Genomic DNA, 21,521 nt, shown 5'->3' with positions numbered 1-21,521 from the left:
TTCGAAATTTAGGATTATTTTTAACAACAATCGGCTTCACGAGATGTTTGCACCCGAGGACGAAATCAATTGGGACTATCCGTACAACATGGTCATTTGGAAAGCCTTTGTCGGGAAAGACGTCAAATCGTATCTTTACGCGAATTAGCGCCCCCAAAAAGAGGTGAACCATTAACTTGATAAGGAGAAATGTTCTTGTCCACTCTATCACCAACCATCGAACCGACCGGGGTTCAGGCCGCGCAAATGACGCTGGGCCAGTATTTGTTCGACTGTCTGAAACTGGAAGGCATTACGGAGATCTTCGGCGTACCGGGAGATTATAACTTCAATCTGCTCGATACGCTTGAGAAATACGAGGGCATTCAATTGATCAGTGGACGAAACGAGCTGAATTGCGGTTATGCTGCAGACGGATACGCCCGGGTGAAAGGTATCGGGGCTTTTATTACAACCTTCGGTGTCGGTGAAATGAGCGCCTGCAATGCGATTGCCGGCGCTTACAGCGAGAATGTGCCGCTCATCCATATCGTGGGTTCTCCCAAATCGATGGAACAGAAGGCGCACAGGCTGCTGCATCACACCCTTATGGACAGGGATTATGACGCGTTTCGCAAAGTATACGAACCTATTACCGCTTACACGGCGATGTTGACACCGGAAAACGCCGGGATGGGAGTCCCGAAGGCCATCCGGATGGCCAAAAAAGCCGGTATACTTGACCGTCGCCCTCGATCTCGTCATGAAACCGGTCGTGCGGCGTAACGGGCAGACTGCCGAGCCTGCTAAAACGAACGGATACTCGCTTCAGTCAGCGATTGCCCATGCGCGTCAATTGCTGGAACAGGCGCGAAACGTGGTCATTCTGGTGGACATGAACACGCTCCGTTACGGGCTCCAAGCCCACGTCCAAAAGCTGGCCGAGCAAATGAACGTGCCCGTGGCATCGATGATGCAAGGCAAAAGCGCTTTTGATGAAACCCATCCCCAATATATCGGAATGTATGGCGGCGCATTCGCCAGCGGGAATGTACGGAGCATCGTTGAAGGGGCCGATTGCGTCATTGCGGTTGGACTTGTGTGGTCGGACAGCAACACGGCCGTCTTTACCGCAAAGTTGAATCCTCTGAAAACCGTGGACATTCAACCCAACGCGATTAAAGTGGGCGAAGCCGCGTATACGGATATTATGGCGGAGGATATGTTGAACGCACTGCAAACCATCGGATACCGGCAGACGAAACCTATTCCGGTCGTGAGCTTTCCGTACGATACCACTGGCGGCGGACCGGAGCAACCGATTTCCGCCGCTTTTTATTATCCCCGTATCCAGCGGATGCTGAAAGAAAACGACATTGTTATCGTGGAAACGGGAACGCTGATCTATGGCATGTCGCAGATCAGACTGCCTAAAGGGGCGACATACATCGCCCAAGGGGACTCCGGCCGCATTCGGCGCTTCTGTTGCGGCGAAAAACCGGCGCGTCCTCCTTTTTACCGGCGATGGTTCGCTGCAGTTCACGGCGCAGGAGATCAGCTCGATGCTGGAAAACGGATGCAGACCGATCATTTTCGTTCTCCACAATGGAGTGTATACGATTGAAAAGTATTTGAATGTGAAGACGGAAAATCAGAAATACAACCGGATTCCGAACTGGAAGTATACAAAACTGACCGAGGTTTTCGGCGGCGATGCTTTTACTGCGGAAGTGCGGACGAACCGGGAATTGGACGAGGCGATCAAGCAGGCATTGACACAGAATGCGAATAAGCTGTGCATAATTGAAATGATGGTAAGCGATCCGATGGATGCGCCCGATTATGTTCACAAGATGCGTAAGCATCTGGAGGAGCAGGAGAAACGGCAGAATTAGGGTTTTCAGTATGGAATCCTTTTGTTTGCGGGAATCTCAATAAGGGCAACATAACGATATCCATTCAAACAAGGAGTGAAACAGCTATGAAGAAAGTCGCTTTTCTGCTGGCCAACGACTTTGAAGATTCGGAAATGCAAAAACCGTACGATGCAATCAAAGCGGCCGGCCACCAAACGGTCATTATCGGGTTGAAAAAAGGTGAAAAACTGACAGGCAAGAACAAGCAGGCAACGTATACGGCCGATGCTTCCATCGACGAAGTGAAGGCTGACCAGTTTGACGCGGTCGTCATTCCGGGCGGATCGTCACCGGAAAATCTGCGTCTCAACAAGCAGATATTAAAGTTCGTCAAAGACATGGACAGTCAGGGCAAACTGATTTCGGCGATTTGTCACGGGCCGCAGATCCTGGTCAGCGCGGGTCTTGCCAAAGGCAAGACACTGACGTGCTACCCCCCGTTGAAGGATGATCTGATCAATGCGGGCGCAAACTACGTCGATCAGGAGGTGGTCGTCGACGGCAACTACGTTTCGTCGCGGATGCCGGCCGACGAACCGGCGTTCATCCGCGAAACGTTGAACAAACTGCTCACGCCCGTCCCTCAGTCTTGACGCTAACCGCCAAGTATTTTCAAAAGCCCCGGATTGCCGGGGCTTTTACATGAAAAAGGATTTTCGGATTCGATCCGGAACGAATACCGCACAGCCCATAAGGGACGCAGAGGCTCTGCGCAGTTATTGATTTCGGACGAAAAAAGGGTAGTTTCTCTCTTTGCATCTACGCACCAAGAAAACTTTTGATGTTTAGTTTCCATGCGCCGGGTCTAAACCCACCGCCTTTAGGCGGTAAGCTTCCAGCGCGTTGACAGTGTAACAGGCTACCCCTACCATGAGGTTAGAGGTGGAAGAAATGGTCGATTATCAAACGGGTGGGCACTCGGTGTATGACATCAAGTACCACGTCGTATGGGTGACGAAATATCGCTATCATGTGCTAACCGGAGAAATCGCCATGCGGGCGCGGGAACTCATACGACAATGCTGCTTCACGCGAGGAATCACGATCGTCAAAGGCAGTGTGGGTAAAGATCATATCCATTATCCATCTGCTCATCTCGTGTCCACCGACGATGACACCGGCCAAGGTCGTACAGTATCTCAAAGGACGATCGTCCAGATTGCTGCAGGATGAATTCCCGCACCTGAAGAAAAGGTACTGGGGTCAACATCTGTGGGCACGGGGATACTTCTGTGCGACAGTAGGTGCGGTGAATGAAGAAACGATCAGACGATAGCAAGTCGAAGGCGACGATGTCTTTGAAATTGAAGAATAGCCCACAAGAAGGCCGAGTTTCAGTCGGAAACTTTAGGTGGCTTTAGCCACAGGTAGCTTTTCAGCAGGCTTTAGCCTGAACAGTCGGCTTTCAGCCGCCCAAAGGAGCCGGTAGTCGTTCAGTTTATGAAGGTGTCTGCAATGAAATGGAGTACCGTGCTGAACCTAAACGTGTATAGAAACGGAACAAATGGGAATATTTTAACGGTTGATTTTTTTATTCCGTTGAAAAGAGAGGTGGAGGATGGTTTTGTTTCCCGAATACAAGATAAAACAACCGCAAAACCGATATGTATTAAAGCAACTCCGAGCGTAGAAATCCCTCGAATAACCGGGTTAAAGGAGGTTTGATTCAGCGACACTTGGATAGAGGCGGACAGAATTTGTCCGTTGTTTTTTATATCTATATGTTTATAAAGGAAAACAACGGGCGTCAATATTTGACGACCGTGTTCGTCCTGTTTAGTCCTGATATTCAGGACGTTTTACAACATTCTAAGAATGGCTTCACTTCCTTTCATTCCCGGTTGTATACCAAGCTTTTTTGCTTCAAATGTAACCGATTCCAGTGGGGCGTCCAGCAACTGTTCAAGTGAACGTACTCCGGTAGCACGTCCTGCTATGATTTGGCGATCTTTTAACCTTTCGTTTAATAATTGAACATCCAAAGCACCGCACATGATATAGCCCTTTTCGGTCGTCACCGCAAGCAATGTTGTCTTGGGCAACTTCACTTCTATACCGATAGTGTTTTGTCCTTGGACTTCTATCGGTTTAATCTCAATCATCGGATGCACCTCCTTTCGCTACATTATACGTAGGAAGTGCCTATTATGAATGGATAAATGCCTATCGTTTTTTATTTTTCGCGAACGCTATTTGGCTTTTCTCGTGGGATGAGTTTACGGTGGTGAGAAGATCTTTTTCCTATTCGATTGGAGGGCCGTCAAACCCAATTTCACTTAACTCTATATGGGTGTCCAATCCAATATTTGTCGGTCGGAATAAAAAGATACAGGAAAGGAAAGTAACCTTGCTTACAGGAGGAGATTTAAATGCAAATCATTTCCCCAGTTCATGAGGCAACTATTGCCCCTTTTATAGGGCGGTGTGTCGAAGCGGTATTGATCGATGGAACATGTTTAGTAGGCAGATTAGTTGGGATCAGTGACGGAAATGTGATTTTGGAGATTGGCGGAGGGCCGGCTGTCATATCGTCCAAGAACGTGAACAAAACAAAAAAGCAGCTTATGAATGAATTGAAAAAGGCAAAAACGTCTGCTTTTGTTCCTTACTACAATCCGGCGGCGGCAGCGGCTGCTGCTGCAACGATTATCGCGATCGCTCTGGCATTACTGGCTTTGTTATTTGTAATTTAGTGTCTCCTTTATGCCGCTAAATTTAACAATTTATGTAGCCAATCCATGGCGGAAAAGGCAGACTTATGTCTGCATCTGAATCCGTGATTTTGTAGTGGTCCTGACTCCCAATCTGGTATTTTATGGGTAAAAATTAAGCGATGGCAGTTCGTTCATAACTTCAATTTGCGCTGCGGGACGTTAAGCTACTAAGTGCACACTTTTTTACCGACAGCAAATAAACCTCACTTTTTACAGGAAGGTAAAACAGTATGTCGGTTTATGTATTCAGGCAAATGCTTGGTAAATCCTCCGCGCGGTGAGAAACCATGGGCTGTTGCTGCCGAGGTTCAGAGCTATTCTGCCCGCATGGCGGACGAATCGCGCCGCCATGTAGACGATGTTTTGGATGACGGTACGAATGCGTCGACGTTTTACATTGCCGCTGATCGGCGCATCGTCCTCTCGGAGACTTTCTTGTCCCATGATGCGAAGGAGATGGTAAGCAAACACTCCCGCATGCAGTACCAGATCATTGGTGGCGAATTTCCCGGCAGGAAGACGCTCCAAGTCCAAATCAGTTTTGATTTCGCTGTGAAATTGTTCGCTTGTGCCATGGTCGCGATACAGTTCGATCACGCGCCAAGGTGCGCAGCGTAGCGAAGTCCAGTACACCTGAACCTCAATTTCCGGAAGGAGGAGCAACTGACCGTCCCGATCCATCGTCCGTTCAATGACGTGAAACACTTGCCGCAGCTTTCGATCGAATCCTTTTTCCGCAAATTCGATTGCGCCGACATATTCCGTTTTTCCTTCACGCTGCTGGCATGCCATTCCTTTCGTTTTCGCGATGGTCAGCCATGTTTCTTTCGGCGTTTTACGCAGGTTGACCTTGATGATGTAATCCGTGTCAGGATGTCGGTGACAAACTTGTAAATTGTCCAGACTGTCGTTACCTGCATCCATGCGGATGAGTAGCTTGCGATCGGTAACACGCCGCGCGTAGAGAATACTTTGTTCCAAGAACGCGTCGGTTCCCTTTTGGCAATGCACGCTGCCTTCCCGCAGCTCCACGTTGACGCCGTATCCCTCCTGTCCGAGGTAGGCAAAGATGGGCGCGTAACCATCTATACCTTTATAGGTGCGGGATACACCTTCCTTCTTGGTGCCCGAATTGTCGAAGGGAGAGACATCGAGATCAAGCGGTATATAGCACTTGCCGCCTGCCATCAGTCCGGTCAGTGGCGCGTTGACGTTACGCAGGAGATCGGCAGATTCCTCCAGCAAGATGCGGTTCCAATCGGCTTTCTCTGACGCAGCTGCAGCATCCAGACGTTGGCGAAGCGTGGGGCTCGACGGGACTTTTTTCAATTGCAAGCAAATGGGAAAGACATCGTCCTGGCGGAATGGCTCGATGTGATCAAAGTCGCTCTTGCCTTGACAAAGCAAGCCCAGATAGCTTTTCATCACATCGGAGTGAGAGTGAAACGGATTTTCAAATTCCTTAATGACGGTATGGTTTAACCGCTTCGTCAACTTTGTATGAGCAAGCAGAGCACCAACTGTAGCCAGCCCTGCGTGAGTGGTTAGAATGAGCTCTTTGGATCGTACAAATTGGATTTTCATCGGCGCACCTCGATGGTGAAATGTAGAATGTAGCAGATATCCTACTTTTTCTCCATCAGAGCAGCCATTCCCTTTATTTTTCTCGTATTTTCAATCAACTAAAATCACGGATTCAGGTACGAGGCAGCGTACATTCAGTACTCAACATTCAGCGGTCACTTTATTAGGAGAAGGAGTAGAGAAAAAACATGTGTAAAACCCATGCTCTAAGCGTCCCAAGCGCAAAAGCGCCATTTGAAAAGACCACGATTAAACGGAGAGAAATACGTCCGGACGATATCTTAATCGACATTAAGTTTTGCGGGATTTGCCACTCCGAAATTCACAATGCTTACGATGAATGGGGAGGCGTGTATTTTCGTTAATTATGCATCGCCGCAGCATTGCAGGTTCACTCGTTGGCGGAATCCGGGAAACGCAAGAGATGCTCGATTTCTCCGCTGAACACGGCATTGCCCCTAAGATTGAGGTCATCCGTGCCGACCAAGTGGACGAAGCGTATGAGCGTGTGCTCCGCAGCGATGTGCGGTATCGGTTCGTTATTGACATGGCCACTTTGTATTCGATCCTATTCGTGGTGTAAATGAGCTTGCGGATCTCATCTGATATATAAGAAGGAAGTCCCCTTCACCTTGGCGAATTTTTAGAAAATATAGGAATTGAGACCTAGAAGGTGGAGGGGGATTTATGACGGAGAAGATGATTCGCATCTTTAAAATTTTAAACGCGATACAAGCGAGGCCGGGCATTTCAGCGAAAGAACTGGCCGATGTTTGCGAAACGACCGAACGTACCATATACCGGGACTTGCGCCTTATCGATCTTATTGCCCCCATAACCAATGAAGGATACGGAAAAGGTTACCGGTTCGCCGGAAATTTTGCCATTTATCCTTTGAATTTTACGGAGCAGGAAGCTTTGGTCTTCTCGATGCTCCCCTCGGTGATCGATACCAGCAAGCTGCCCCCGGGATTTGAGTCGGCTCATGATAAAGTGATGGCGACGCATTTTAAAGAAAAATCCCGTCATAAAGACATTATTGAAAACATCGCGGAAGTCATCCAGATGGGGACGCCGGCCTATCGGGAGGAAAGTGAGAATTTTCTGTATCCCGTCATTCAGGCCATTCTTGCCCAAAAAACGATCGACGCGGTTTACCATACCCAAAGCCGAAACGAAACGACGGAGAGAAAGATTGATCCGTACTTCTTGGTTCCGCGGGATCAACGTTTTTATTTGATCGGGTACTGTCATCTTAAAAATGAAGTTCGGACGTTCCGCTTGAGCCGGTTTCGAAAGGTGGTCATCACCAACAAGAGCTTTGATAAGGGAGATTTTACGATCACGCAGTACCTGAAAAACACCTGGTCCATTGAGCGCGGCGAAGAGAACATCCATTTCAAGGTGAAATTTTCTCCGGTTGTCGCTCGATACGTGAAGGAAGAAGAGATGTTTGTTCGGCCCAAAATGACGGACCTTGCGGATGGAAGCCTTTTATTCGAAGTCACCGTTAATCATGAACGCGAGTTTCTGAATTGGATCTTCCAATACGGTCCGGAAGCGGAAATTTTGGAACCGAAGGTGATTCGGGAAAAAGTAAAAGAACAGCTTGAGCGTTGGACGACCCGGTATCGTTAAACAGCGCACGAAGATACATATCGTGATGTAGCATACGAACCATAAAAACGAGATTGCCGGGAGTTATCTCGGCGGTCTCGTTTTTGCGGCCAAAAAATGATGACATCCGCCAGAAAATAACGGCCATAGGAAAATCGGTTTGCTTCGTTTACGATGAGGTTACGGGAATCCAGCCCGAAAGCGTCACCTGAGAGCCTGAAGGAAATTCGCCTTCGGGCCCGTTGTCATTGCTATAATGAATTCATCAACGCCTTGCGGAACAGGAGGAAACACGGCATGTTAAAGGCGGTTGTATTCGATGATGAATATATTGTGCTTGAAGGATTAAGGTCGATGATCGACTGGCAACGCTACGGAATCGAATTGGCCGGCACGGCTGGCGACGGCCTGACGGCATTGCAGATGCTGCGCGACGAGGCGCCGGACATCGTGCTGACGGATATTCGCATGCCCGGTATGGACGGGCTGCAGTTGATCGAGACTGCCGCAAAGGAATTGCCCGACACGATGTTTCTCATTTTCAGCGGATTTAACGAATTCGAGTACGTCAAGCGGGCGATCGGCCTCGGCGTCGTCGATTATCTGGACAAGCCGATTACGGTATCGAAAATCGAGGACGCTTTGCTCAAAGCGATCGAACGGATTGCCAAACAGCAGGAATTCAGCGCCTTGAAGGTCAAGTGGGAGGCAAGCCGGGCGCAGCTGTTGGAGAAAGCGACGCTCGATCTGCTGCTCACCGGCGCGAAAGCGGTGGATCAGTGGAAGGAGGCTTTTGGCCCGGATGCGGCCCGTGTCGTCGGCCTGACTGTCCTCGCATTTGCGGAAGCGCATCCCGGGGTGCCGGAACATCCGACATACCGAATCGTGGATGTAACCAACGGCGAGGAACGTCTGTCGGTCGCGTTCCACTACGCGCTGCCGCCGGAATTTCTGTGGGAGAGACTGATCGAAATGTCCAACCAAGCTTCAAGCGCCTTCGGTACGGGAAAGCTGTACCTGTCGCTGTCCGAAGCGCCGAACAGCTACAGAGAAGCGTTGCGGGCTTTGCGTTACGGGCGGTTCCTGGAGGAGAACGGTTGGACGAGAATCGAAGACGTCGAAGGAAACGAACCGCTGCCCGCAGATTTGTCGAAGCACGAGGAAGCGGTGATCGTCTCGCTCCGCACCGGGGACCGGGAAGGACTGTCGAAGGCGCTCGACGGCTTCGAAGCGTGGGTGGAGGCGCAAAAACCGGACCCGGATCAGGTCGAACAAGAGATTCTGAAACTTGTATACCTGGGACGAAAGATTGCGGAGGAAAGCGGCAAAAATTTGCGCAAGCTGGAAGCGGTCGGACACGGGCAGCTGTCCGCCATGCATTCGAGGGAAGACATGTTCCGTTGGCTTCGAAAACGGCTCGACGGGCTGCTCTCCTTGACGCCCGAACCGCGTCCCGCCGCTAAACATCCGGCAATAGAGAAAGCGTTGTCGTATCTGGAGGAGCGGTATGGGCAAGACGTATCGCTGCAAGAGCTGGCGGAGCATGTCGGCTTGAATCCGACCTATTTCAGTCTTTTGTTCAAGGAAGAGGTAGGGATCACCTATATTAAACATCTCACCCGAATTCGTATGGAAAAGGCGAAAACGATGCTGCGGGAAGGGATGCGTGTCGGGGAAGTGAGCGAAAAGGTCGGCTATTTGAACTACAGACATTTTACCGAAATATTCAAAAAGTCGGTCGGCGTAACGCCCGGACAATACCGGGAATCGTTTCATCCGGCATGCAAGGGTGGAGTTTCATGAACCTTATACGCTTGCTCGGCAGATTCCGTTTCAAGAAAATCCGCAACCGGCTGTTCGCCGCCATGATCGTGCTCTTTCTGCCGTCTATCATGCTGCTCGGTTATATTTCGTATAACATCACGAACAAGACGCTGACGGAACGCAACGAACAGACGAACCGCGATCATCTGCGGACGTCCAGCGAAGTCGCGGATCTACTGTTTCACAACATTAATCAATTGCACTATTCAATCGTGGTGAACGACGAGATTCGGGAAGATCTTCGCCATAGCGGGAACGATCCGGAGGTGAGACCGGACAGCCAGAACGTACGGACGTCGACGCGGCTGCAGCGGCTTGTTAGCGGAAGCTTCGGGGATACGCGATACGTGAAATCGATCTGTATCTTCGATCTCCGTTTTCAGACCGCTTGCTTCGGCCGCTCGGACGATGCGGGTCCCTACGAGACTCCGGATAAAGCGCAGAAAATCATGGCTGCGGACTGGTACCGCGACGTTTACGAAAATAAAGGGAAGGTTGTGTATTATCGCTCCGACATCTTCGGCGAAGCGGACGATGTATTCTCGACCGTCAAGCTGTTCCGCGATGCTGGCGACGCCTCCGGTCAGCCGATCGGCATCCTCGTCGTGAACGTGTCGAAATCCATTTTCGGCAAAATTTTCAGCGGTAACCGTGAGCTGGGGTCTTACATGGTCATCGATTCGACGCCGGGGGAGACGACGGCCGTATTCAGCACCGCCGAGGCGGTACAATTAAAGGACGGAACCATCGGCGAAACGTTGGACCATATCCGCGGCCAAGGGTATCAGGTGAGCCCGTTTTACAATCAGATGACGAATTGGACGTTCGTGCATCTTGTGAAGACGAAAGAGCTGTTAAAGGAGTCTCAAAATATCCGCTGGGCGACGACCGCCATTGCGGCCGGGTTTGCGCTCGTCGCGTTGATCTATTCCTATATGATTTCCGGAAGTATCACGAAACCGTTACTGCAGCTTCGAAAGATGATGCTGGACTGGACGAAGGGGGCCCGCAACTTTCCGACCGCTTTCGCGCAGGACGAGGTCGGCGTCATCGGCGAGACATTCAAGCGGATTGCCTGTGAAAACGACGAACTGACCGAGAAGCTGATCCGCTCCGAGCTGAAGGAGCGCGAAGCGGAGCTTAAGGCGCTGCAGACGCAGATCAAACCTCACTTTTTATATAATACGCTCGATTCGATCTATTGGATGGCTATGCTTCAGAACAATCGGGACGTCGCGCAGATGGCCGTATCGTTGTCCGAAAGCTTCAAGCTCAGTTTGAACAAAGGCAAGGAAATGATCCCGGTGTACAAGGAGCTGCAGCATATCGAACATTATTTGAAAATCCAGAACATCCGCTTCAAGAACCGTTTTCGTTATATCGAAGAGGTCGATGAATCGATTCGCGGACTGGAAATTTTGAAGCTGTTGCTGCAGCCGCTGGTCGAGAACGCCATCTACCATGGCCTCGAATCGAAGATCGGGGAGGGAACGATTCGTCTGACCGGGGAAAGAGACGGACAGTATGTAATATTCAGGGTGGAAGACGACGGCGTCGGCATGACCGATCTCGTGCGCACGAAGCAAGGTTACGGACTCGGCAATGTAAAGGAGAGGCTTAAACTGTATTATGGCGAAGACAGCACCTTGGACGTATGGAGCCGCCCCGGCGAAGGCACGCGGATTACGCTCCGTTTCAATCCGTATCCAAACCCAAAATAAGCTGACACGGACCATAAAAATGAAGCGCTTACACAAAACATTCCCCGCACGTACAATAAAGTCGACGATAGCGAAAAGCTGTCTCGAATCTGGGAAAACAGGGGGAAGAACCGGATGAATAAACGTTTCAAACCGATAGCTGCATTGCTGAGCGCCTTGCTGCTGGCCGGACTGTTGGCGGCGTGCGGAGGCAAAGCGTCGCCAGGCGATACGGAGAGCGGCACGTCCGCTCCGGGGACCGACTCAGCGACGAATGAAACCCCGAAGGAAGTGAAAATAACGCTTTTGGTGGACAATACCCAGGACTCCGTAAACTCGGCGAACGCGTATATCGAAGGGTTCAAGAAGATCAACCCGCACATTACGATCGAGCTTGAGACGAGACCGGGCGGATCGGAGGGCGACAATATCGTGAAGACGCGTCTCGCGACAGGCGATATGGCGGATGTGTTCTTCTACAATTCCGGCTCTCTCATGCAAGCGCTGTCTCCGGAACAAAACTTGCTTGATCTGACGAACGAGCCGTTTCAGGCCAACGTGCTGGATTCCTTCAAGTCGACGGTCACTTACAACGGCAAGGTGTACGGGGCGCCTATCGCTTCCACGACCGCCGGAGGCTGGTTCTACAACAAGAAGGTGTACGAGGATCTCGGACTGAACGTGCCGAAGACGTGGGCGGAGCTTATCGCCAACAACGAGAAGATCAAGGCGGCGGGAATTACGCCGGTCATCGGAACGTTCAAGGATTCCTGGACGTCGCAGCTGGTCGTGCTGGCGGATTACTACAATGTCCAGGCGCAGGTGCCTACTTTCGCGGAAGATTTCACGGCGCACAAAGCGACCAATGCCGGTACGCCGGCGATGCTGCGCAGCTTCGAGAAGCTGCAGGAGCTTCACGACAAAGATTTCTTTAACAAAGACTTTCTGGCCACGACGTACGACGCAGGCTTGAAGATGCTGGCGGAAGGCAAGGGCGCGCATTATCCGATGCTCTCGTTTGCGACGCCGGCCCTCTTGCAAAACTTCCCGGACCAGATCGAACAGATCGGATTTTTCGCTCAGCCGGGCGACGACGCGTCACAGAACGGCTTGACGGTATGGATGCCGGGCGCGGCGTATATTTACAAGGAAAGCAAGCATATCGAGGAAGCGAAGCAGTTCGTGGCCTACGTCGCTTCCGTCGAAGGCACGAAAGCAGCGGCAGCCGTATCGAAGCCTACCGGCCCGTATGTCATCGAAGGCGCGACGGTTCCGGACGACGTGCCGACGCTGGTGAAAGAGATGCTTCCCTATTTCGAAAATAACAGGACGGCACCGGCGCTCGAATTCGTTTCGCCGATCAAAGGACCGAGCCTGGAGCAAATTACCGTCGAGGTGGGCGCGGGAATCAAGAGCGCCGTGGAAGGCGCGGAAGCGTACGACCGGGACGTCGAAAAACAAGCGAAGCAGCTCGGATTGGAAGGTTGGTAATCTGTTCAGAGAGAGATGTTCGGCCCTGTGTTGATCCCGCAGGGCCGATTCACTTCAGGAAACTTGGGAGAGATTCGGATGAACCGTATTTTTAAACGGACGTACTCATACTGGTTTTCGCTGCCCGCCGCGCTTATTTATTTCGTCATCTTTATTTTACCTACCGCGATGTCCTTCTTTTTCAGCCTGACGAGATGGACATTGATCGAATGGGAATTTATCGGATTCGAAAATTTCGTCACCTTCTTCCGCGAGCAATCGCTGAACATCGGCTTCAAGAACACGCTCGTTTATGCCGTCGTGACCTGCGGGCTGAAGGTGATTTTGGGATTGCTGCTCGGGGTATTGCTGACCTCGAAGCTTCGAACGCGAAACTATTTGCGTTCCGTTATCTTTTTTCCCACGCTGGTCAGTACGATCGCCGTCGGTATCGCATTCAGCATGATGATGCACCCGAGCCAAGGCATCATTAACACCGCGCTTGCCGCGATCGGCATCAACGGCCCCGATTGGCTGGGCGATACCCGTCTGGCTCTTCTGTCCGTCGCGCTCGTCGACGTATGGAAAGGCGTCGGATTCGCCACGGTTATTTATATTGCGGGCATTATGTCCATCCCTTCGGAATATTACGAGGCGCTTCAGATCGACGGAGGGAACGGGTGGCGCAAGTTTTGGAACATCATCTTGCCGCTCAGCCGTCCGGCCACCAATTCGGTTATCATACTGGCATTTATCGGCGGCCTTCGTTCCTTCGATCTCGTGTGGGCGATGACGAAGGGCGGTCCGGGCTTTACGACCGACTTGATCGCTTCGATCATTTACAAGCAGTACCAGGGCGGCTTCTACGGGCTCGCCACAGCCGGCAACGTCATCCTGTTCCTCGTCGTCTCCGCGCTGGCGTTCCCGCTGTATGCGTATTTGAATCGCAAGGAGGTAGACCTGTGAGAGCCTTGAGACAGACCGCTATCGAAATCGCAGGCATCCTGTTTACCGTCGTTGCGTTCTGGATTCCGTTCTACTTCATCTTCGTCAATGCCGGCAAAGATGCGCAAGAGTCGTCCTTGTTGAACCTGTCCTGGCCTTCGACCGCGATGTTCTGGGAGAACATCAAAACCGTCGTGGCGGCCCGCGATTTCATGCTGATCCGGGCGTTCTACAACAGCACGGTGCTTACGGTCGTCTCCATTGCGATACTGGTCGTGTTATGCGCCATGGCGGGCTACGTGCTGCAGCGCCGTTCCGACCGGGCGACGCCCGTATTCAACTTTCTGATTCTCGCCGGACTGATCGTTCCGCCGGCGATCGTGCCCACGATCTGGGTGCTGGACGGCATCGGATTGTTCAAGACGATGAGCGGTCTCATCCTCGTAGAAGTGGCGCTCAATTTTCCGTTCGCCGTACTGCTTTATAAAGGCTTTATGGCGGCGATTCCGCGCGAAATCGACGAAGCGGCGGTCATGGACGGCTGCGGCGGGCTCCGTCTGTTCTTCCGCATCGTCTTGCCGCTGCTGCAGCCGGTGACCGCCACGATTATCGTTCTTTCGTCGGTGACCATTTTTAACGATTTTACGAATCCGCTCTATTTCTTGCCCGGCTCGGACAACGTGACCGTGCAGCTGACGCTGTACAATTTTCAAAGCCAATACGTCACGCAATACAACTTGCTCTTTACGAACATTTTGTTGATTACGATTCCGCCGCTTCTGTTGTTTATTTTCTTTAACAAACGGATCGTCGCGGGCATGACGGCAGGCTCGGTGAAAGGATAATCATTTGCGAATTCCAGAAAAAAGGGGATGGATCGATGAACAGGTTGCATGTGAGAGCGACATGCGAATACCGGACGAATCTATTGGGAACCGACATCCGGCGTCCGCGATTCAGCTGGATAATCGATGCCGGCGTCCGCAGAAACGTCCGGCAACAAGCATACCGCATCCAGGTGGCGGAGGCCGGCAGCGGCTTCGATGAGCCGTTCTGGGACACGGGGCGCACAGCATCGGAGCGTTCCGTTCATATCGAATATGGCGGTCCCGGGCTGAAACCGCGGACGGCGTACCGGTTTCGCGTGAAAGTATGGGATACGACCGGAGCGGAATCGGATTGGAGCGAAGAAGGCGGCTTCGAGCTCGGTCTCGGAGACCCTTCGGCTTGGACGGCGTTATGGATTACGCCGGACGCATCGGCGATCCCCGCAGACTCGAAGCCGGTCTTTCTGCTGCGCAAAACGTTCGAGCTTCGCTCCGATATCGCGCAGGCGCGCGTCTATGCGACGGCGGCCGGCGTCTATGAGCTCTATGTGAACGGCCGGAAGGCGTCGGACGATCTGCTCGCGCCAGGATGGACCAGCTATCATCACCGGCTGCAATATCAAACCTACGACGTCACCGCACTGCTTCAAGCGGGCGGCAACGCGATCGGGATTATGCTTGGGGACGGATGGTATCGGGGCGGTCTCGGCTTCGATAACCGAAACTACATGTACGGGGAGCAGCGGGCCGCGCTCGCCGAGCTGCATGTCAGGTATGCCGACGGCACGGAGGAGATCGTCGGTACGGACGGCAGCTGGAAGGCGTCGCTCGGACCGATCCGATATTCGAACATTTATCACGGAGAGACGTACGACGCGCGTTTGGAACAGCGGGGCTGGAGCGAATCGGGGTTCGACGACGCCGAATGGTCGGCCGTCACGGCGGTCGACCTGCCGTATTCGCATCTCGTGGCCCAAGAAAACTGGCCTACGGCCGTCACGGCGGTCGACCTGCCGTATTCGCATCTCGTGGCCCAAGAAAACTGGCCTACGGCCGTTACGGAAGTGCTTCGCCCGGTGTCGTCGTTCGTGACGCCAAAGGGCGATACGGTGCTTGATATCGGGCAAAACATGGTCGGCCGTGTCCGCTTCAAGGTTCGGGCCCCTGCGGGCACGAAGATCGTGCTGCGACACGCCGAAGTGCTCGATAAGGACGGCAATATCTACTTCGGCAATCTCCGCCCCGCGAAGCAGACGGTGGAATATATCGCCGCCGGTCGCGGCGAAGAGAGCTACGCCCCGCACTTCACCTTTATGGGTTTCCGATACGTGATGGTGCAAGGGTATCCGGGGCAGGAAAACGGCTTGCCGCTCGACGCCTTCCAAGGGGAAGTCATTCACTCCGATATGGCGCCGGCGGGCGAGTTCGAATGTTCGGACGAGCGGGTCAATCAGCTGCAGCGCAATATTAGGTGGGGGCAGCGGGGCAACTTCCTCGACGTGCCGACCGATTGCCCGCAGCGTGACGAGCGGCTCGGATGGACGGGCGACGCGCAAGTGTTTATCAGCACGGCGCTTTTCAATTTCCAGGGCGCGCCCTTCTTTACGAAATGGCTGCGCGACCTGAAGGCGGAGCAGCACGAAGACGGCGGCGTGCCGTTCGTCATTCCGGATATTGTCGGGGGCGCCAGCTCCGCGGCATGGGGCGATGCGGCTGTCATTTGTCCCTGGACCGTCTACCGGTATTATGACGACCTGCGGTTGTTAGCCGAACAGTACGAAAGCATGAAGCGCTGGGTCGAATACATCCGCAGCCAGGGCGATAACGAATATTTGTGGGATACCGGCTTCCATTTCGGCGACTGGCTCGCGCTCGACGCGAAGGAGAACAGCTATATCGGGGCGACGCCGACGGCGCTGGTGGCGACGGCATATTACGCGTATTCGACGCGCATCGTTCGCGACGCGGCGCGTGTTCTCGGCCGGGAAGAGGACGCCGCGCGGTACGCGGAGCTGCATGACAATGTCGTGCAAGCGTTCCGCGACGAATTCGTGACCAAGACGGGGCGCATCGCGTGTCCTACGCAGACGGCCCATGTTCTGGCGCTGGTGTTCGATCTCGTCGAGGAGAGCGTGAAGGCGCGTGTGGCGGAGGATTTGAATGCGCTTATCGTCGAGAACGACTACCACCTGACGACCGGTTTCGTCGGCACGCCGCACCTGTGCTTCGCGTTGTCGAACAACGGCTACCACACGACGGCGGTCCGGCTGCTGCTGCAAGACAGCTATCCGGGCTGGCTTTACTCGGTTTCCAAAGGCGCGACGACGATTTGGGAGCATTGGGACAGCATCAAACCTGACGGTTCGTTCTGGAGCGACGACATGAACTCGTTCAATCATTATGCGTACGGCGCGATTGGCGACTGGATGTACCGGAAGGTCGCCGGACTCGACATGGACCCCGACGTCCCCGGCTATAAGCGGATTCGCATCGAGCCCCTGTTCGGTTCCACCTTGCTGACCCGGGCGAGAGCGGCGCATGATTCCATGTACGGACGGATCGAGTCCGGCTGGCGCGTGAACGGCGAGCGGGTGGAGGTGGATGCGGTCGTTCCGGCGAACGCGACGACGGTCGTCGTGCTGCGCGGCGCGAAACGGTCGACTGTGACGGAAGGCGGCGAACGGCTTGAGGACGTCGAAGGCGTCTTGTCGATCGCGGAAGGAGCTGACGGTCTGGAAATCGAGGTCGGGTCGGGAAGCTACCGCTTCGCTTACGAGGCGCCGGGCCTGTTCCGCGAAACGTACAGCGAGAAGACGAAGCTTAACGAGCTGCTTATGGACGAGAAGGCAGTCGCCGTGCTGCGGCGCCATGTGCCGCATCTGCTCGAGGGCGCGTTGGCGGACATCGCGAGAACGGCGTCGCTGAGGCAAATTCGCGAGAATGGCATGATGCGCGTGCCGGCGGAGAAGATCGAGCGGATTTTAGAGGAATTGGCAGCGATATAAGTATTTTCAATGGCCGCACTCGTCTTTTTTACTCAGGGGCTCGATCGGCGGCATCTGGCCGGAATTTGAGTTCCGCGTATATTCCGGACGTTTGAAGAAAAAAATAACGGAAGCACGGATTGGGAATGATTTGCAAGGAGGATATCCGCATGAAATTCCGGTCAGCCGTTGCGCTGTGGGCGGCGCTAGTCCTGCTTCTGGCAGCGAACGGAGCGTTTGCCGCCCCTGGTGGCGCTTTTCATTTCGGCTTTAAAAAAAGCGTAGGGGGCAAGCTGCCTTCCATCGACGAGGAAGGCTTCAAGAACATTCTTGTCCGGCATGGCGCCATTTTCCTTGGCGATACGTCGAAGAAAGAGCTGTATTTGACATTTGACAACGGATACGAGAACGGATACACGTCCCGGGTGCTCGATGTGCTGAAAGCGAAAGGCGTGCCGGCGGCCTTTTTCGTCACCGGGCACTATGTGAAGGATCAGCCTGATCTGGTGCGCCGCATGGCGAGCGAAGGTCATATTATCGGCAACCATTCGTGGTCTCATCCCGATATGAGCGCCATCCCCGCCGAACGGATTCGCGACGAGCTGGCCAAGGTGAAAGACGAGGTCGCGAAGCTGACCGGCCGGCAAGAGATGCGTTACCTGCGCCCTCCGCGCGGCATCTTCAGCGACCGGATGCTGGATGTAACCAGGCAGCTTGGTTATACGAACGTATTCTGGTCGATCGCTTACAAGGATTGGGACGTGAACGCCCAGCAAGGCGCGGATTACGCGCTGCGGTCGGTTGTGAAACAGCTGCATCCCGGCGCGGTCATTCTGCTGCACACCGTCTCGCGCGACAATGCGGAAGCGCTCGGCGCCATCATCGACGAGGCGCGCAGGCAAGGCTATACGTTCAAGAGTCTGGACGAGCTAACCGTTAAACGGTACGACGCGGCCGACTCTCCAAATCCGGCGGCGTAAGCCGCATCGAAGCCTGATTGCGAGGGCCCCCTTTGCCGGTCGAACCGGCAGAGGGGGCGTTTGCATGTTTCGGGAGACGCGGCCGCCAACCGGTGCCGGAAACGGTCTGCCTGACTTTGACAGCTTCGTATCCGGGCGTTCGGATTGCGGCTCTTCTCCTTTTATGATTTAATGATATGGGTTATTTCAACACGGATAAATCTCCTAAAATAAACTATTGAAAAAGCACGGCAACTAATATATATTAATCCAATAGTATAACTTGGAGATTTATACTTGAAAACCAATGATGCGTCGCTGTCATAGTCGGCCAAATCGTAACGTTTGAAAAGGAGGGAGAGGCGCTGATCGAGCTTCACCAGGTAAACAAGCTCTACCGAACTCCCACAGGCGTGACCGAGGCGCTGACAGATATCGAGCTGACCGTGGAGAAGGGCGATATCTTCGGCGTCATCGGCCATTCCGGCGCCGGAAAGAGCACGCTGCTGCGCTGCGTTAACTTGCTCGAACGTCCGACATCGGGCAAGGTTGTCGTGAACGGGAAAGAGATGACGGCGCTGCGGGAGAAGGAACTGCAACAGGAACGGCGGCGGATCGGTATGATCTTCCAGCATTTCAATCTGCTTTCGACCGCCACGGTAACGGACAACATCGCGTTTCCGCTGAAGTTGGCCAAATGGCGGGCGCCGCAAATCAAGGAAAGGGTGGACGAGCTGCTGGAGCTTGTCGGGCTGCGGGATCATGCCGCCAAATATCCGTCCCAGTTGTCCGGCGGCCAGAAGCAGCGGGTCGGCATTGCCCGGGCGCTGGCGACGAATCCCGATGTGCTGCTGTGCGACGAGGCGACGTCGGCGCTTGATCCGCAGACCACCCAATCGATTCTGCAATTGCTGCAGGACATCAATGAGAAGCTGGGCATTACGATTCTGCTCATTACGCACGAGATGCACGTCATCCGTTCGATCTGCAACCGCGTGGCGGTTATGGACGGGGGGCGTATCGTCGAGCGGGGCGACGTGCTCGACGTCTTTCTGAAGCCGCAGCATCCGGTCACCCGCGAATTCGTCGGACAGGTGTCGGAACGGCCGGACGGCGGCTTCGTGAGCGTACGGCACGACGGAACGGTTCTGCGCATCCAGTTTGTCGGAGAATCGACGTACGAGCCGGTGCTGTATGAGGTCGTCCGCGAGACGGACGCCACATTCGCCATCCTGCAGGGGACCGTATCGCGCATGAAAAACACGCCGTACGGCCAATTGCTGGTCGAGCTCCGGGGCACGTCTGGCGATACGGACCGGATCGTCAGGCGGCTGCGCGAGCGCGGCGTCGATGTGGAGGTGATGTCGTGACGTTCGAAAATGTCCGCTGGGACGAAGTGTGGCAGGCGACGAAAGACACGCTGATCATGCTTGGATTTTCGCTGCTTTTCACCGTCTTGATCGGTCTGGCGCTGGGCGTGCTGCTGTTTATAACAAGCCGCGGGCAGCTGCTGCAGAACGGCTTCATCTACCGGGTGCTGTCTGTTATCGTCAACATTACGCGTTCCGTACCGTTCGTTATTTTGATGATTTCCATCTTCCCGCTGACCAAATGGCTTGTCGGTACGTCCATCGGAGTCAAAGGCGCGATTCCGCCGCTTGTCATCGCAGCGGCGCCGTTCTTCGCCCGGCTCGTCGAAGCCGCGCTGCGCGAGGTCGATCGCGGCGTGATCGAAGCGGCGCAGGCAATGGGCGCATCGAAGTGGACGATCGTATGGCGGGTGCTGCTGAGGGAAGCGCGGACAGGGATTATCGCCGCGATTACGGTAACGGCCGTTACGCTCGTCTCCTACACCGCGATGTCGGGCGTCGTCGGCGGGGGCGGCTTGGGCGATCTGGCGATCCGCTACGGTTACCAGCGTTTTCAGCCCGATGTCATGATCGTTACCGTCGTGCTTCTCATCGTGCTGGTCCAATTGCTGCAATCTGCCGGCGACCAGCTTGTCCGAAAGTATAGCCGCCGTTAAAGAGAGATGGATCGGATCGTATGTTTAAAAAAATTCAGTCGAGAAAGGAAGGAGTTTGAAATGAAAAAAATCGGATTGTCGATTTTGACGCTTGTGCTGGCCGGAGCTTTGGCCGCTTGCGGCGCGAAAAACGATGCGAATAATCAGGGAAGCGCGGGAGAGAGCGGTTCCGAGCCCGAAAAGCAGCAGGAAGTGACGTTGAAGATCGGGGCTTCTCCCGTTCCGCACGCCGAAATTTTGAAAGAAGCCCAGAAGCTGCTCGAAGGAGAGGGCGTCAAGCTGGAGATTATCGAGATGAACGATTACGTTCAGCCGAACGTTCAACTGTATGAGAAGCAGCTGGATGCGAACTTCTTTCAGCATACGGCCTACCTGGAGGAGTTCAACAAAGAACGCTCCTACGATCTGGTAAAGGTGACGGGCGTGCACATCGAGCCGATCGGCGTTTACTCGAAAACGGTGACGAGCATCGACGAGCTGAAGGAAGGGGCGAAGATCGCCATCCCGAACGATCCGACCAATGGCGGCCGCGCGCTCACCCTGCTGGCCAAGCACGGGCTGATCAAGCTGAAGGAAGGGGTGGACGTGGACGCGACGATCGCGGACATCGAACAGAACGACAAGAAGCTGCAGTTCGTCGAGCTTGAGGCGGCGACGCTGCCGCGGGCCCTTGACGAAGTTGACGCCGCGGCGATCAATACGAACTACGCGCTGACGGTCGGTCTGGTACCGAACGACGATGCGCTGATTATCGAGGATAAAGACACCCCGTTCGCGGACATGCTGGTCAATATCTTGGTCGCCCGTCCTGACAACAAGGACAGTGAAGCGATCCAGAAGCTGGCCAAGGCGCTCAATTCACCGGAAATCAAAGCCTTTATGGAGGAGAAATACGACGGCGCGGTCGTCCCGACGTTCTGACCGCAACACAAACCCGACTAAATGAAAAAGCCGCTTCCGACGTTCTTAGCGACGT

Annotated in this window: 15 protein-coding genes and 4 pseudogenes; 17 read left to right on the top strand and 2 right to left on the bottom strand. The window is 53.8% G+C overall.

The features are described from left to right. From ABEV74_RS08590 to tnpA, 4 genes and pseudogenes are all read left to right on the top strand, one after another. Positions 1 to 148: pseudogene (locus ABEV74_RS08590) on the top strand (L-dopachrome tautomerase-related protein); the annotation flags it as partial. A gap of 41 nt (positions 149 to 189) precedes the next feature. Beyond that, a pseudogene (locus tag ABEV74_RS08585) lies at positions 190 to 1,874 on the top strand (alpha-keto acid decarboxylase family protein). Between the two features lie 86 nt (positions 1,875 to 1,960). Then, the gene (locus ABEV74_RS08580; protein WP_430145133.1) at positions 1,961 to 2,488 is read left to right on the top strand and encodes a type 1 glutamine amidotransferase domain-containing protein; all 528 of its coding nucleotides are present in this window, start codon (positions 1,961 to 1,963) and stop codon (positions 2,486 to 2,488) included. Positions 2,489 to 2,786: 298 nt separating this feature from the next. Next, a pseudogene (gene tnpA, locus ABEV74_RS08575) lies at positions 2,787 to 3,171 on the top strand (IS200/IS605 family transposase). 523 nt (positions 3,172 to 3,694) lie between these two features. Here tnpA and ABEV74_RS08570 read toward each other — a convergent pair. Next, the gene (locus tag ABEV74_RS08570) at positions 3,695 to 3,997 is read right to left on the bottom strand and encodes a YunC family protein (RefSeq protein WP_430017385.1); all 303 of its coding nucleotides are present in this window, start codon (positions 3,995 to 3,997) and stop codon (positions 3,695 to 3,697) included. A gap of 267 nt (positions 3,998 to 4,264) precedes the next feature. Here ABEV74_RS08570 and ABEV74_RS08565 point away from each other — a divergent pair, with 267 nt between their 5' ends. After that, positions 4,265 to 4,588, top strand: coding sequence for a hypothetical protein (locus tag ABEV74_RS08565; protein ID WP_430145130.1), 324 nt, complete (start codon positions 4,265 to 4,267; stop codon positions 4,586 to 4,588). Positions 4,589 to 4,855: 267 nt separating this feature from the next. Here the strand turns inward: ABEV74_RS08565 and ABEV74_RS08560 are convergent, their stop codons facing one another. Beyond that, positions 4,856 to 6,193: an IS1380 family transposase gene (locus ABEV74_RS08560; RefSeq protein ID WP_430145128.1), complete on the bottom strand. Its 1,338-nt coding sequence runs from the start codon at positions 6,191 to 6,193 to the stop codon at positions 4,856 to 4,858. A gap of 352 nt (positions 6,194 to 6,545) precedes the next feature. Between ABEV74_RS08560 and ABEV74_RS08555 the strand changes: the two are divergent. From ABEV74_RS08555 to ABEV74_RS08500, 12 genes and pseudogenes are all read left to right on the top strand, one after another. After that, positions 6,546 to 6,776, top strand: a pseudogene (locus ABEV74_RS08555) (alcohol dehydrogenase); the annotation flags it as partial. Between the two features lie 104 nt (positions 6,777 to 6,880). Further along, entirely contained in the window at positions 6,881 to 7,831 is a 951-nt protein-coding gene (locus tag ABEV74_RS08550; protein ID WP_430145125.1) for a helix-turn-helix transcriptional regulator, read from the top strand. Between the two features lie 276 nt (positions 7,832 to 8,107). Next, a complete protein-coding gene (locus ABEV74_RS08545; protein ID WP_430145123.1) occupies positions 8,108 to 9,613 on the top strand; it encodes a response regulator in 1,506 nt (501 codons plus the stop codon). Beyond that, complete coding sequence (locus ABEV74_RS08540; RefSeq protein ID WP_430145120.1) at positions 9,610 to 11,355, top strand: sensor histidine kinase; 1,746 nt, start codon at positions 9,610 to 9,612, stop codon at positions 11,353 to 11,355. Before ABEV74_RS08545 ends, ABEV74_RS08540 begins: the two co-directional genes overlap by 4 nt. 114 nt (positions 11,356 to 11,469) lie before the next feature. Next, entirely contained in the window at positions 11,470 to 12,825 is a 1,356-nt protein-coding gene (locus ABEV74_RS08535; RefSeq protein ID WP_430145117.1) for an ABC transporter substrate-binding protein, read from the top strand. Between the two features lie 78 nt (positions 12,826 to 12,903). Continuing rightward, positions 12,904 to 13,770, top strand: a complete 867-nt coding sequence (locus ABEV74_RS08530; RefSeq protein WP_430145113.1) for a carbohydrate ABC transporter permease — start codon at positions 12,904 to 12,906, stop codon at positions 13,768 to 13,770. Beyond that, on the top strand, positions 13,767 to 14,594 hold the full coding sequence (locus ABEV74_RS08525; RefSeq protein ID WP_062493375.1) for a carbohydrate ABC transporter permease: 828 nt from the start codon (positions 13,767 to 13,769) through the stop codon (positions 14,592 to 14,594). The genes ABEV74_RS08530 and ABEV74_RS08525 overlap by 4 nt, the downstream gene beginning before the upstream one ends. Before the next feature lie 35 nt (positions 14,595 to 14,629). After that, on the top strand, positions 14,630 to 17,581 hold the full coding sequence (locus ABEV74_RS08520; protein ID WP_430145110.1) for a family 78 glycoside hydrolase catalytic domain: 2,952 nt from the start codon (positions 14,630 to 14,632) through the stop codon (positions 17,579 to 17,581). 149 nt (positions 17,582 to 17,730) lie between these two features. Beyond that, positions 17,731 to 18,540: a delta-lactam-biosynthetic de-N-acetylase gene (gene pdaA, locus ABEV74_RS08515; protein WP_062493373.1), complete on the top strand. Its 810-nt coding sequence runs from the start codon at positions 17,731 to 17,733 to the stop codon at positions 18,538 to 18,540. Between the two features lie 344 nt (positions 18,541 to 18,884). Beyond that, positions 18,885 to 19,889, top strand: coding sequence for a methionine ABC transporter ATP-binding protein (locus tag ABEV74_RS08510; RefSeq protein ID WP_430145141.1), 1,005 nt, complete (start codon positions 18,885 to 18,887; stop codon positions 19,887 to 19,889). After that, complete coding sequence (locus tag ABEV74_RS08505; RefSeq protein ID WP_062493371.1) at positions 19,886 to 20,545, top strand: methionine ABC transporter permease; 660 nt, start codon at positions 19,886 to 19,888, stop codon at positions 20,543 to 20,545. Before ABEV74_RS08510 ends, ABEV74_RS08505 begins: the two co-directional genes overlap by 4 nt. A gap of 60 nt (positions 20,546 to 20,605) precedes the next feature. Next, on the top strand, positions 20,606 to 21,466 hold the full coding sequence (locus ABEV74_RS08500; RefSeq protein ID WP_430145107.1) for a MetQ/NlpA family ABC transporter substrate-binding protein: 861 nt from the start codon (positions 20,606 to 20,608) through the stop codon (positions 21,464 to 21,466). Positions 21,467 to 21,521: the final 55 nt, after the last annotated feature.

It is taken from the genome of Paenibacillus cisolokensis (assembly GCF_050481165.1).
In the GTDB taxonomy this organism is placed as follows: domain Bacteria; phylum Bacillota; class Bacilli; order Paenibacillales; family Paenibacillaceae; genus Paenibacillus_AH; species Paenibacillus_AH cisolokensis.
This window is presented reverse-complemented; position numbering and strand designations above follow the sequence as displayed.